This window comes from Nocardia bovistercoris (assembly GCF_015674855.1).
In the GTDB taxonomy this organism is placed as follows: domain Bacteria; phylum Actinomycetota; class Actinomycetes; order Mycobacteriales; family Mycobacteriaceae; genus Nocardia; species Nocardia bovistercoris.
The window spans coordinates 221,382-234,458 of sequence record NZ_JADMLG010000009.1 but is presented as its reverse complement, the minus strand read 5'-3'; the positions used below and the strand labels follow the sequence as shown (position 1 = coordinate 234,458).

13 protein-coding genes and 1 tRNA gene are annotated in these 13,077 nt (G+C 66.1%); 3 read left to right on the top strand and 11 right to left on the bottom strand.

Annotated elements, in window-relative coordinates; all coding sequences use genetic code 11:
• Positions 1 to 29: 29 nt before the first annotated feature.
• From IT779_RS22620 to IT779_RS22605, 4 genes are all read right to left on the bottom strand, one after another.
• Positions 30 to 1,949, bottom strand: a complete 1,920-nt coding sequence (locus IT779_RS22620) for an ABC transporter ATP-binding protein (protein ID WP_196151376.1) — start codon at positions 1,947 to 1,949, stop codon at positions 30 to 32.
• Positions 1,946 to 3,679 (bottom strand): ABC transporter ATP-binding protein, encoded by a 1,734-nt coding sequence (locus IT779_RS22615; protein WP_196151375.1) that lies wholly within the window; start codon positions 3,677 to 3,679, stop codon positions 1,946 to 1,948. The genes IT779_RS22620 and IT779_RS22615 overlap by 4 nt, the downstream gene beginning before the upstream one ends.
• Before the next feature lie 66 nt (positions 3,680 to 3,745).
• Positions 3,746 to 4,231 (bottom strand): RrF2 family transcriptional regulator, encoded by a 486-nt coding sequence (locus IT779_RS22610; RefSeq protein ID WP_196151374.1) that lies wholly within the window; start codon positions 4,229 to 4,231, stop codon positions 3,746 to 3,748.
• A gap of 92 nt (positions 4,232 to 4,323) precedes the next feature.
• A complete protein-coding gene (locus IT779_RS22605) occupies positions 4,324 to 4,917 on the bottom strand; it encodes a TetR/AcrR family transcriptional regulator (RefSeq protein WP_196151373.1) in 594 nt (197 codons plus the stop codon).
• Positions 4,918 to 5,126: 209 nt separating this feature from the next.
• Between IT779_RS22605 and IT779_RS22600 the strand changes: the two genes are divergently transcribed.
• Both IT779_RS22600 and IT779_RS22595 read left to right on the top strand, forming a co-directional pair.
• The gene (locus IT779_RS22600) at positions 5,127 to 7,421 is read left to right on the top strand and encodes an MMPL family transporter (protein WP_196151372.1); all 2,295 of its coding nucleotides are present in this window, start codon (positions 5,127 to 5,129) and stop codon (positions 7,419 to 7,421) included.
• Between the two features lie 215 nt (positions 7,422 to 7,636).
• Complete coding sequence (locus IT779_RS22595; protein WP_196151371.1) at positions 7,637 to 9,916, top strand: MMPL family transporter; 2,280 nt, start codon at positions 7,637 to 7,639, stop codon at positions 9,914 to 9,916.
• Between the two features lie 44 nt (positions 9,917 to 9,960).
• Here the strand turns inward: IT779_RS22595 and IT779_RS22590 are convergent, their stop codons facing one another.
• Both IT779_RS22590 and IT779_RS22585 read right to left on the bottom strand, forming a co-directional pair.
• Entirely contained in the window at positions 9,961 to 10,221 is a 261-nt protein-coding gene (locus tag IT779_RS22590; RefSeq protein ID WP_196151491.1) for a hypothetical protein, read from the bottom strand.
• Positions 10,222 to 10,564: 343 nt separating this feature from the next.
• Complete coding sequence (locus IT779_RS22585) at positions 10,565 to 10,780, bottom strand: hypothetical protein (protein WP_196151370.1); 216 nt, start codon at positions 10,778 to 10,780, stop codon at positions 10,565 to 10,567.
• Positions 10,781 to 11,001: 221 nt separating this feature from the next.
• Here IT779_RS22585 and IT779_RS22580 point away from each other — a divergent pair, with 221 nt between their 5' ends.
• The gene (locus IT779_RS22580; RefSeq protein ID WP_196151490.1) at positions 11,002 to 11,187 is read left to right on the top strand and encodes a hypothetical protein; all 186 of its coding nucleotides are present in this window, start codon (positions 11,002 to 11,004) and stop codon (positions 11,185 to 11,187) included.
• On the opposite strand, the gene IT779_RS22575 is transcribed toward IT779_RS22580, so the two are convergent.
• From IT779_RS22575 to IT779_RS22555, 5 genes are all read right to left on the bottom strand, one after another.
• Positions 11,124 to 11,471: a type II toxin-antitoxin system VapC family toxin gene (locus IT779_RS22575; RefSeq protein ID WP_332838931.1), complete on the bottom strand. Its 348-nt coding sequence runs from the start codon at positions 11,469 to 11,471 to the stop codon at positions 11,124 to 11,126. The genes IT779_RS22580 and IT779_RS22575 overlap by 64 nt on opposite strands.
• A 58-nt stretch (positions 11,472 to 11,529) precedes the next feature.
• Positions 11,530 to 11,781, bottom strand: a complete 252-nt coding sequence (locus IT779_RS22570; RefSeq protein WP_196151368.1) for a type II toxin-antitoxin system Phd/YefM family antitoxin — start codon at positions 11,779 to 11,781, stop codon at positions 11,530 to 11,532.
• Positions 11,782 to 11,911: 130 nt separating this feature from the next.
• Positions 11,912 to 12,002, bottom strand: a tRNA-Ser gene (locus tag IT779_RS22565).
• Positions 12,003 to 12,055: 53 nt separating this feature from the next.
• Positions 12,056 to 12,490, bottom strand: a complete 435-nt coding sequence (locus IT779_RS22560; protein WP_196151477.1) for a nucleoside deaminase — start codon at positions 12,488 to 12,490, stop codon at positions 12,056 to 12,058.
• 35 nt (positions 12,491 to 12,525) lie between these two features.
• Complete coding sequence (locus IT779_RS22555; protein ID WP_196151367.1) at positions 12,526 to 13,065, bottom strand: tRNA adenosine deaminase-associated protein; 540 nt, start codon at positions 13,063 to 13,065, stop codon at positions 12,526 to 12,528.
• Between the last annotated feature and the right edge of the window lie 12 nt (positions 13,066 to 13,077).

The window sequence follows — 13,077 nt, the reverse complement described above, 5'->3', positions numbered from 1 at the left end:
CCCGCAGGTGCGCTATCGGCCGACTCCGCTCAGGCTTCCGCGGCCGCGGCCGCGAACTGGGCGTTGTAGAGCCGGTAGTAGGCGCCGCGCTCCTCGAGCAGCCGCTCGTGTGTGCCGTGCTCGACGATGCGCCCGGCCTCCATGACCACGATCAGGTCGGCGTCGCGGATGGTCGAAAGCCGGTGGGCGATCACGAAACTCGTGCGGTCGCGGCGCAGCGCCGCCGTGGCGTGCTGCACGAGCAGTTCGGTGCGGGTGTCGACGGAACTCGTCGCCTCGTCCAGGATCAGGATCGACGGCTTGGCCAGGAAGGCGCGGGCGATGGTGATGAGCTGTTTCTCGCCTGCGCTCACCCCGGAGCCCTCCTCGTCGATCACCGTGTCGTAGCCGTCGGGCAGCGCGTGCACGAACCGGTCGACGTAGGCGGCGCGGGCGGCGGCGAGGATGTCGTCCTCGCTCGCGGTGGGATCACCGTAGGCGATGTTCTCCTTGATGGTGCCCTTGAACAGCCAGGTGTCCTGCAAGACCATGCCGATCCTGGAGCGCAGGTTCTCCCTGGTCATGCGGGTGATATCGACGCCGTCCACGGTGATCGCGCCCGCGTCGAGGTCGTAGAAGCGCATCAGCAGGTTCACCAGCGTGGTCTTGCCCGCGCCGGTGGGACCGACGATCGCCACCACATGTCCCGGCTCCGCGACCAGCGACAACCGCTCGATCACCGGCTTGTCGGGCTGGTAGCGGAACGACACCGCCTCGAATTCCACCCGGCCGCGATCGACCGGACGGACATCGTCCATGACCGGATCGGCGGACTGCTCCTCGGCGTCGAGGATCTCGAAGATGCGCTCCGCCGAGGCCACGCCGGACTGGAGCAGGTTGGCCATGGCGCCGATCTGGGTGAGCGGCTGGCTGAACTGGCGCGAGTACTGGATGAACGCCTGCACCTCGCCGAGCGAGATCTGCCCCGTCGCCACGCGCAGGCCGCCGACCAGCGCGACCAGCACGAAGTTCACGTTCCCCAGGAACATGATGGACGGCATGATCAGCCCGGAGATGAACTGCGCCTTGAAGCTCGACTCGTACAGATCCTGATTGCGCTTGTCGAACTCCTCGCCGACCTCCCGGCTGCGGCCGAAGGCGCTGACCACCTCGTGACCGGTGTACGCCTCCTCGACCTGGGCGTTCACCATGCCGGTGTACTTCCACTGGTCGATGAAGTGCGGTTTGGACCGTTTCGCGATCTGCGCGGTGACGACCACTGCGGCAGGCACCGTGAGCAAGGCGATCAGCGCGAGCAGCGGCGAGATCCAGAACATCATGATCAGGATGCCGATCACCGAGAAGACCGAGACCAGCAACTGGTTCATGGTCTGCTGGAGGCTCTGCGAGACATTGTCGACGTCGTTGGTGACGCGACTGAGCACGTCACCGCGCGGCGCGGAGTCGAAGTAGCGCAACGGCAGTCGGTGGATCTTGTCCTCGACCTCGCCGCGCAGCCGCTGCACCGTGCGGTTGATGACGATATTGAGCAGGAACCCCTGCAGCCAGCCGAAGACCGCCGAACCGATGTACAGCGCGAGTACCACCAGCAGCACCCGGCCCACCGCCGTGAAATCGACGCCGACGCCGGGGACCACGTCCATCGCGCCGAGCATGTCGGCGAAGGTGTTCTCGCCGCGATCGCGCAGCACCTCGGTGACCTGGTCCTTGCTCATCCCTTGGAAATCGGTGAGCTGCTTGCCGATCAATCCGTCGAAGACCAGGTTGGTGGCCTTGCCGAGCAGGTAGGGGCCGAGGGTGTTGAGCACCACCGCCGCGATCACAAGGGCGACGATCACGGCGACGTAGAACCGTTCGGGAGCGAGCCTGCGCAGCAGCCGTTTCAGCGACGGACCGAAGGATTTCGCCTTCGAATCCGGCGCGCCCGCCATGGGACCGCCGGGCCTCATCCGACCTCCTCCGCACTCAACTGGGACTCGACGATCTCGCGGTATTCGGCACAGTCGCGCACCAATCGCTCGTGCGTGCCGATGCCCGCGATCTCGCCGTCTTCGAGCACCACGATCTGATCCGCGTCGCGAATCGTGGAAATGCGCTGCGCCACGATGATCACCGCGGCGTCCTTGGTCTCCGGCCGCAGCGCCGCGCGCAGGCGCGCGTCGGTGGCGACGTCGAGCGCGGAGAACGAGTCGTCGAACAGGTAGATCCGCGGCCTGCGCACCAGCGCCCGCGCGATGGCCAACCGCTGCCGCTGCCCGCCCGAGACCGTGGTGCCACCCTGGGCGACCGGTGTATCGAGACCCTGCGGCATATCGCGGACGAAGTCGGCGGCCTGCGCGACCTCGAGTGCGTGCCAGAGTTGTTCGTCGGTGGCGTCGGGATTTCCGTAGCGCAGATTGCTCGCCACGGTGCCCGAGAACAGGTACGCCTTCTGCGGGATCAAGCCGATCTGGGTGCGCAGCACCTCCAGGTCGAGGTGGCGCACGTCGGTGCCGCCGATGAGGACCGCGCCGTCGGTGACGTCGATGAGGCGGGGTATCAGGTTCACCAGCGTGGTCTTGCCCGCGCCGGTGGAACCGACGATCGCGGTCGTCGTGCCCGGTCCGACGCCGAACGTGATGCCCCGCAACACCGGTTTCTCCGCGCCGGGGAAGCTGAATTCGACCCCGGCGAGTTCGAGGGAGGCCGGATCGGTCGCGAACGGCCGCGGCTGCGACGGCGTGCGCACCGACGACTCGGTGCCGAGCACATCGCCGATCCGGTCCGCCGACACCGCAGCGCGCGGCGCCATCATGGCCAGGAAGGAGGCCATCATGACCGCCATCAGGATCTGCATGATGTAGGACAGCATCGCGGTGAGCGACCCGATGTGCATCGTGCCGTCGTCGATGAGGTGGCCGCCGAACCAGATCACCCCGACCGCGGTGACATTGCTGATCAGCATGACGATGGGGAACATCAGCGCCATCAGGCGCCCGACGCGCATCGCGGTGTCGGTGAGTTCGCTGTTCGCGACGCCGAAGCGCCACGTCTCCTGCCGCTCGCGGACGAACGCGCGCACCACCCGGATTCCGGTGATCTGTTCGCGCAGTACCCGATTGACCTCGTCGATGCGGAATTGCATGGCGCGGAAGCCCGGCACCATCCTCGCCACGACCAGCCCCATGGAAAGCCCGAGGGCGGGCACGGCGATCAGTAGCAGCCACGACAGCGCCAGATCCTCGCGCAGTGCCATGAAGATGCCGCCGACGCACATGATCGGGGCCATCACCAGAATCGTCGCCGACATCACGATGAGCAGTTGGACCTGCTGAATGTCGTTGGTGTTGCGGGTGATCAGCGACGGCGCGCCGAACATCCCGACCTCGCGCGAGGAGAAGGTGCCGACCCGGTGCAGCAGCGCGCCGCGCAGGTCGCGGCCCGCGCCCATGGCCGCCTGCGCGCCGAAGTACACCGAGCACGCCGATGCCACGATCTGCACGGCGCTGACCCCGAGCATCCACAGCCCGGTGGTCCAGATGTAGCCGATATCTCCCTTGGTGACGCCGTCGTCGATCAGGTCGGCGTTCAATCGCGGTAGATATAGCATCGCGATCACCGAGATCAACTGGAGCACAACGACCGCGGCCAACTGAGTGCGGTAGGGGCTCAGGTAGGTGCGAAGCAGTCCGGTCAACATGATGAACGCAGGTTACCGGGTACGGATGTCATCGTCTCGCACTTTCTTGACCAGCGAAATCGATGGTCATTTGCGGGTCGATGGCTCGCGGCGCGCCCAGGCGCCCGCGTCCTCGGTGAGTGTGTCGACGAAGCCGGGCAGGCGCGCATGGGCGATCTCCTCGATGGTCACGTTCTCCAGTACCGCGCGAATGTTCACGCGCAGCGCGATCCACACGCGTTGCAGCGATTCGGCCGCGCCGCCGTAGGTGACGTCCTCGGGACGCTGCCCGCGCACCGAGGCCAACGGGCCCTCGATGGCGCGGATGACATCGGCGACGGTGATCTGGGAGGCGGGCCGTGCCAGCCAGTAGCCGCCGTCGGGACCGCGCCTGCTCACCACGAGATTCGCCCGCCGCAGATCACCGACGACCGATTCCAACACCTTCGGGGGGATGCCCTGTTCGGCCGCGATGACATCCGATTTCAATGCCGCGCCGTCCGCGGCGTGCGCCGCGCGCGCGATTTCGAGCAGCGTTCGTACCGCGTAGTCGATCTTCGCGGTGATGTGCACGGATCACTCCCAGGGGAACCGGTCTACACGGGTCGCGGCGCGTACCGCGGGATTCGGCTCGAATGTACGCCGACGCGGCGACAGGTCGGCCGCTACCGCCCGCCGCCCACCGCGAGTACGCCGGTCGCGGCGTCGAGCAGGGTCCGCTCGACCAGGGCGTCGTCGGCGTTCGGCACGAACTCTTTCGAGGTCAGTGCGACGCCGATCACCTCGAGCGCGGCACACGCCCGCAGTTGCGCCTCCGGTGTCGGGTCGGGACCGGACAGCCAGGTGCGCAGGACGCGGTTGGAGTCGACGAGATCGGGATACCGGTCGGCCATCGCGTTGAGGATGGCGACCGTGTCGCGAATGCACAGGGCGCCCGCGTCGCGGTGGCGGATCAGGCCGCGCAGATAGGTGCGCAGCACGGCGCGTATCCCCTCAGGGTCGTGGGGTACGGCGTCGATGTCCTCGGTGATGTCGCGCATGTGGTCGATGATCGGATCGATGATCGCCAGTAGCAGATCCAGCTTCGAGGGGTAGTGATAGTACAGGGAAGCCTTTGTGATTCCTACCGCATCTGCGACCTCGCGCAGGCTCGTCTGCTCGAAGCCTTTGCTGCCGAACAGCTTGACCGCAGCGTCCCGAATCGCGATTTTAGTACCTCTAGCTGCGACAACAGTATCCGATACCGCACGGACGGCCATTCCTTGATCCTCTCACCCCGATTGCGCGGAGCCAATGGGGTCACTGATATTGAGGTTGTGTCTCCGCTTATCCGATGGGTAGTCTACCTACCGCACGGTAGGCAGAAAGCGTCATAGTGGAGGCGGGGACACAGGCACGATGCCCCGCGAAGTGCTGTCTACGCGCCACGGTCCAGCACGTCCCAGTCATTCGCTAGGAGAACCCACTCGTGTCCGTATACCTCTATAGATGGGGAAAGTTCGCTTTCCGCCGGAAATGGATAGTGCTGCCGGTATGGCTCGTCCTGTTCGTCCTGCTAGGCGGCCTGGGAGCACAGCTCAGCAAGCCGATGAGCAACGACTTCAGCCTGCCCGCGCTGCCCTCCGAACGCGCGAACGAGATCCTGGACAAGCACTTCCCCGGCGCCTCCGCGGCCTACCAGTTCGACGCCGTCACCGGTACCTACGTGATCGCGGCGCCGGAAGGCCAGAAGCTGACCGACCCGGCGAACCGTGCGGCACTGCAAGCCTTCATCGCCCGGCTCGACCAGCTCGACATCATCGATCACAGCAAACCGCTGAGCAATCCGATCGAAGCCACCGACAAGCTGGGCTGCCTGGCCGATCCGGATCCGGCCAAGTGCAGCGGCGCGCCGCTCAACGTGCTCAACAAGACCGAGCCTGCCACCGTCGCGTTCATGAGCGTGCCGTTCAGCATCAAGACCTTCGATGACGTCACCGACGCGCACCGCGAAGCCGCATCCAATGTCGCGGCCGACGCGCGCAACGCGGGACTGACCGTCGAACTGGGCGGCAGCATCGCTCAGCCGACCGGCGGGCCGAGCGGTCAGGCCGAACTCATCGGCATGGGCGTCGCGCTGGTCGTGATGATCCTGGCCTTCGGCGCGATCGTCGCGGCCTTCATCCCCATCATCACCGCGATCGTCGGCCTCGGCGCCGCCATGTCGCTGATCATGGTCGGCACCGGGTTCATCTCGCTGCCCAGTTTCACCACGTTCCTGGCATCGATGATCGGCATCGCGCTGTCCATCGACTACGCGCTGTTCATCGTCTCCCGCTACAAACACGAACGCACCGTCCAGGATTCACCCGAAGAAGCCGCGGGAACAGCGCTCGGTACCGCAGGCTCGGCCGTCGTGTTCGCGGGTCTCACGGTCATCATCGCGCTGGGCGGTCTCAGCGTCATCGGCGTCGAATTCATGACCTGGATGGGTCTGGGCGGCGCGGTGGCCGCGGCCTTCGCGGTGCTCACCGCCATCACCCTGATGCCCGCGCTGCTCGGCGCCTTCGGCCGGTTCCTGTTCACGCCGAAACTGCCGTTCGTCGCCAAGCACGACCCCGAGGACGACCGCCAGGTCACCAACGGCATGCGGGTCGCGAAGCTGATCGGCAAGGCGCCGTGGGCCGCGCTGATCCTCAGCGTTGTCGTGCTCGGCGCGCTCGCCGCACCGGCCGCGGGCCTGAACCTCGGCCTGCCCGGCGAGGACAGCATGCCGAAGGACTCCACCATCCGCAAGGCGTACGACCTGCGCACCGACGGCTTCGGCGAGGGCAGCAACGGTGTGCTCAACATCGCGGTCGACCTCAGCGGCGTCGCCAAGGACAAGCGCGAGGAAGCCGTCCAGGCGCTGCGCACCAAACTGGGCTCGTACTCCCACATGGACTACGTGACCACGCCGCAGTGGAGTGATGACGGCCAGGGCGCGCTGCTCGACGGCGTGCCGAAGTCCGGCCCGAACAACCAGGACACCAAGGATCTGGTGGCCGAGGCGCGCGGCGCCGAAGCCGAATTCGAGTCGACGTACGGTATGCAGTACGGCATCACCGGCACCACCGCGATCTACGCCGACATAGACCACGTCCTGCTCAGCAAGATCGCACCGTATCTGGCGGTCGTCGCGGGCGCGGCGTTCCTGCTGCTGATCCTGGTGTTCCGCTCGATCCTGGTCCCGTTGACCGCCGCGCTCGGCTTCCTGCTCTCCATGGCGGCCACTTTCGGCGCGACCGTGCTCATCTTCCAGGAAGGCGCGCTCGGACTCATCGAGGATCCGCGACCGCTGGTCAGCTTCCTGCCGATCATGCTCATCGGCTTGGTCTTCGGCCTCGCCATGGACTACCAGGTGTTCCTCGTCACCCGAATGCGCGAGGAATACGTGCACGGCAAGGCGCCGAAGGAAGCCATGATCTCCGGCTACCACCACGGCGCGCGCGTGGTCACCTCGGCGGCCATCATCATGATCTCGGTGTTCGCCTCCTTCCTCCTCGAGACCGACGCGATCGCCAAGCAGATGGGCTTCGCGCTCGCTGCGGGCGTGCTGCTCGACGCGTTCCTGATCCGCATGGTCCTCATCCCGTCGCTGCTGACCCTGATGGGCAAGTGGTCGTGGTGGATCCCGAAGTGGCTGGACCGCGTTCTGCCCGATATCGACGTCGAAGGAGCGAAGCTGGTCGAGCTCCAGAACAAGTCGGTCGAGCTCGACAAGGAGCCCGTCCACGCGAGCTGACATATCGGTCACCTGAGATCTTCGGCCCCGCACCCGCTCCAGGGTGCGGGGCCGAACTCGTTCCCCGCGGGCGCCGATGATCTTGATATCGCACCGAAGGCACAGCAGACTCGGAACTGTTCGACTCTTCAGCTCGGTCCCTCGCCGACGCGGTCCCGTCGGCGGGAAGCGCAAGCCCCGAACCGGCTCGACCCGATGATCGCGAGGAGAACGCTGTGTCCGTGTATCTGTACCGGTGGGGGAAGTTCGCCTTCCGCCGCAAGTGGATCGTGCTACCCGTCTGGCTACTGCTGTTCCTGATCCTCGGCGCGCTCGGCGCCCAGCTGAAGAAACCCATGACCGACGACTTCAGCCTGCCGAATCTGCCGTCGGAACGCGCCACCGAAATCCTGGACCAACACTTCCCCGGTATGTCGGAGGCATTCGCATTCGACGCGGTCACCGGCACCTACGTGATCGGCGCTCCGCCGGGGCAGCAGCTCACCGACCCGGCCAACCGCGCCGCGCTCACGGCGCTGATCGGCCGCGTCGAACAGCTCGACATCATCGAGCACGCCACCCCGATCGTCGATCCGGTCACCGCCACCGAGGAGATGGGCTGCCTGGTACCGGATCCGGAGCCGAGCCGATGCAGCGGTGCGCCGCTGAACGTGCTGAACAAGACCGCGCCGCGCACCGTCGCCTACTTCAGCGTGCCGTTCACCATCGCGAATTTCGGCGATGTCACCGCGGCTGATCGCGCCGCCGCCTACGACGCGGCCGACCCGGCGCGCGACGCCGGGCTCACCGTGGAGATGAGCGGAACGATCGCCGTCGAACAGGAGACTCCGAGCGGCAAGTCCGAGCTGATCGGCATGGCCGTGGCCCTGGTGGTGATGATCGTCGCCTTCGGCGCGATCGTGGCCGCGTTCGTACCGATCATCACCGCGATCGTCGGCTTGAGCGCGGCCACCTCGCTGATCTTCCTCGGCACCTCGTTCCTGTCCATACCCAGTTTCACCACGTTCCTGGCCTCGATGATCGGCATCGCGCTGTCCATCGACTACGCGCTGTTCATCGTCTCCCGCTACAAACACGAACGCGCCGTGCTGGACTCACCCGAGGAAGCCGCGGGAACCGCGCTCGGCACGGCGGGCTCGGCGGTGGTGTTCGCGGGTCTCACGGTGATCATCGCGCTGGTCGGGCTGGCCATCGTCGGTGTGCGGTTCCTCACGTTCATGGGACTCGGCGGCGCGGTGGCCGCTGCCTTCGCGGTGCTCACCGCCATCACCCTGATGCCCGCGCTGCTCGGCGCCTTCGGCCGGTTCCTGTTCAAGCCGGAGCTGCCGCTGATCGCCCGAGGTGATCCCGAGGACGACGCGCGGGTCACCAACGGTATGCGATTCGCGACGGTGATCGGCCGCATGCCGGTGCCGACCCTGATCCTCGCGGTCGTGGTGCTCGGCCTGCTCGCCGCGCCCGCGCTGAACCTGAACCTCGGCCTACCCGGCGAAGACAGCATGCCGAAGACCACCACCGTGCGAAAGGCATACGAACTGCGCACCGAAGGGTTCGGCGAGGGCAGCAACGGCGTGCTCCAGGTCGCGGTGGATCTGGGCGCCGTCGCACCCGAGAACCGGACGCGCGCGCTGACCGCACTGCGCGACACGCTCTCCGCCTACCCGGCCATGGCATACGTGACCGAGCCAACCATGAGCGAGGACGGGCGGGGCGCACTGCTCAACGGCGTGCCGAATGCCGGACCCAACAACCAGGACACCAAGGATCTGGTGCGCGCGGCAAGGGCGGACGAGGCGACGCTGCGCTCCGAATTCGGCATCGCCTACGGCATCACCGGCACCACCGCCATCTACGCCGATATCGACCACGTTCTGCTCAGCAAGATCGTGCCCTATCTCGCGATCGTGGCGGGCGCGGCGTTCCTGCTGCTCATCTCGGTATTCCGGTCGGTTCTGGTGCCGTTGACCGCCGCGCTCGGCTTCCTGCTCTCGATGGCCGCCACCTTCGGCGCGACCGTACTGATCTTCCAGGACGGCGGCCTCGGACTGATCGAGGATCGGCACGCCATCGTGAGCTTCCTGCCGATCATGCTCATCGGCCTCGTCTTCGGCCTCGCCATGGACTACCAGGTGTTCCTCGTCACCCGAATGCGCGAGGAGTACGTGCACGGCAAACCTCCGAAGGAGGCGATGATCTCCGGTTATCGCCACGGCGCGCGCGTGGTGACCTCGGCGGCCGTCATCATGATCTCGGTGTTCGGCTCGTTCATCCTGGAGACCAACGCCACCGCGAAGCAGATGGGTTTCGCGCTCGCGGCCGGTGTGCTGCTCGACGCGTTCCTGGTGCGGATGGTGCTCATCCCGGCGCTGCTCGTCCTGCTCGGGAAGTGGGCGTGGTGGTTGCCGAAATGGCTGGACCGCATCGTGCCCGATATCGATGTCGAGGGCGCCAAGCTGCACGCGTTGCGCGCCCGGTCGACGGTCTCGGTGGGGTGAGCGGGCGCGGGCGCACCGATCGGGCGCACCCGCGCGTGCGCTCATCACTGACTCGGCTGTGGAATCTCGCATTCGGCGACTTTGGGATTGACCCCCATGTAGTTGAGCGGACCGGCCACGACGGTCAGCGCGATGGTGCCGAGCCCACCGCAATCGACCGGGCCGGGGAACAGGTAATTACGTTGGCCCGCGGCGAGTACGCCGACGACCAACCAGAGCATGATGAGTGTGCTCGCTATCCGCACGCCGAGGCTGGGTGTCGGCGGTTGCAGGATCAGACGCTCGAAACGCTCGCGGTCGCGCATTGTTCATCGCATCCTTCCGCACTCACGCGGGGCACGAGTCCTCGTGGGACGTCGCTATCCCCTCGTGCGCCCCGGTCGACACATGCGGGCTATCCCTGAACAGACTTCCGGCAATTATGTGGCACATTCCACATGTCCGAGGCGCACGCTATGTTTCTTGTGAAACACTGCCTCACGCAGCGCAGTGGACTGACAATTCCCCATTCTCCCCGCACACCGGTCGGCAATCCAGGGTTATCGAGATATAGGGCGATCCGATCGCTAACTGATCGCGATCTCACCGCTACTTGCCGAAACGAACGGGCCGGGTGTACGCGTACACCCGGCCCGTTCGACGAATCCACTACGGACTCGGCTGCGGCACATTACAATCCGCGATCTTCGGGTTCACCCCCATATAGTTCAGCGGACCGGCGATGGTCGTCACCGCGATCGTGCCGAAACCGGCGCAGTTCACCGGCCCGCCGTCGAAATAGCCCCGTTGCGCCGCGGCGATAATGCCGATGACCAACCAGACCAGGACAATCAGTCCACCGACTCTCGAATAACTGTCGCGCATCGTTCTCCACGCGGCTCGTTCGGTAACGCCCTGAGCGAAACACCTATCCGCGCTCTCCTACCGCCCGCAATACCCACTTCCCCACCGAACTCACCCACCGAACCACGTCGATACCCGAGCGCGACCCCGGTAGCCCGGCTCATCTCTTCCGACGCCGAACTGGCGCGTGGTGAGGCCGTCACCGGCGACGAACTGGCCGCCGCGATGTCGCACCACAGGCGGTGACCACCTACAGCCTGGAGACCACCCAGACCGTGCGGCGCATGCTGACCGAGCGGCTACCCGAACCGGTTGCCGTCGCCGCCTACCAGTTCATGACCGGGCCGCTAAACGAGGCGCCGGTCTACACCGCGGCGATGTTCAGCAGCGGTCCGAGCCCCGTGAAGTCGTCTGGGTTGCGGGTGTAGAGAGGCAAGCTGTGTTGGACGGCTGTAGCTGCTATCTGGAGGTCAGCCACTCGGCCTCGCGGTCTACGTCCGATTTGCTCGAGGAGAAATGCCAACGACCCGTACACGTTGGCTGTCTCGGCGTCGAACGCGAGCGGGTTGAACGATCTCGCGACCCACTGGAACTGGAGTTGGCGTTGGGCTTGTTTCATCGGATCTTTGGTGGAGTGCAGTCCGGCAGCGAGTTCAGCGAGACTTATCGCACTGATGGCGGCCTCCGCTTCATCGGGTAGCGCTGAGTGCACCTCGGAGTAGTCGATGAGGACCGACGTGTCGAGCAGCACGTGCCGTGGCACGGTGGGTTCACTCACCGCCTGCGATCTCCTGGTCGATCATCGCATCCATGTCGGCACGCCACTCGTTGTAGGGAATGCGCGGTAGATGGGCGCTGGTGCGGGCGAGTTCGGCGATGGGCACAAAGGTTCGCCGTGTCAGGGGCTTGAGTTCGGCGACGGGTTTGCCATTACGGGTGATGGTGAAGCTCTCGCCGGCTTCGACCGCGGCGAGGACCTTGCCACTGTCGTTGCGGAGGTCCCGTTGCTGGATCGTCCTCATAACCACATGCTACCCAAACTGCTACACGGTGTACAGAATGCTACATACTCGCCGACCGCGCTTCGGGTACTGAGGCCAACACTGCGGTAATGAAAATAGCCCTTCACCTGCATGAACAGGTGAAGGGCTCTGGCGGTGGCGGAGGGATTTGAACCCTCGGAGGGGGGTTACCCCTCACACGCTTTCGAGGCGTGCTCCTTAGGCCGCTCGGACACGCCACCGCCGCCAACGATACCGGAAGGGGGCTGGATCGTTAAATCGGCTGGATGCGGGGTCAGCGTTGGGTTCGGAAGAAGGTGTCGAGGAGGGTTGCGCATTCGGATTCGAGGATGCCGCCTCGGACGTCGGGGCGGTGGTTGAGGCGGCGGTCGCGGACCACGTCCCACAGTGAGCCGACGGCGCCGGTCTTGGGTTCCCAGGCGCCGAAGACGACGCGGCCGACGCGGGCAAGGACGAGGGCGCCCGCGCACATCGTGCACGGCTCCAGCGTGACGGCGAGGGTGGTGTGCTCGAGGCGCCAGCCGTCGCCGTGCACCGCGGCGGCCCGGCGCAGCGCGAGCACCTCGGCGTGCGCGGTGGGGTCGGCCAGTGCCTCGCGCGCGTTCGCGGCGCGCGCGAGTTCCCTTCCGGCCGAATCGAATACGACCGCACCCACCGGGACGTCACGCGGGTCGGCGGCGGCCGCGGCCGCGATCGCGGCGCGCACCATCGCCGTATCGGAGACGATCGGATTCGGCGGCAGGGTCACCGCGGCAGTTTGTCCAGCACCGCCGACAGTTCATTGGCGAAACCGAGCCGCTGGGCGATCATGCCGAGTTGCTCGTCCGGGTAGAGATCGGTGTCGGCGAGTATCACGCTCAACACCGGTTCGGGGAGACCGAGATCGGCGAGCACACCGAGATCGCCCTCCTCCCACGGCTCGATATCGTCGAGTTCGTCCGGGTCGATATCCGGGATCTCGATATTGAGCGCCTCGAGGACATCAGCGGCGACGTCGTAGTCGATCGCGGCCGTGGCATCCGAGACCAGCAGCCTGGTTCCGCTCGGCGCGGGCCGCAGCACCACGAAGAATTCGTCGTCGATGTCGAGTAGTCCGAACACCGCGCCTGAGCTGCGCAATGCCTTCAGTTCATCTTCCGCCGCGGACAGATTGGTCAGTGCGTCCGAGCTCAACGGGCTGCACCGCCATTTGCCGTCTTCGCGGACAACCGCCACTGCGAACCCTTCCACGTCGTCGTAATCTTCCGACGTCGCCCTGTTCGTGCCCGAGCGCTGTGCTGCCATGGCCGCAACGGT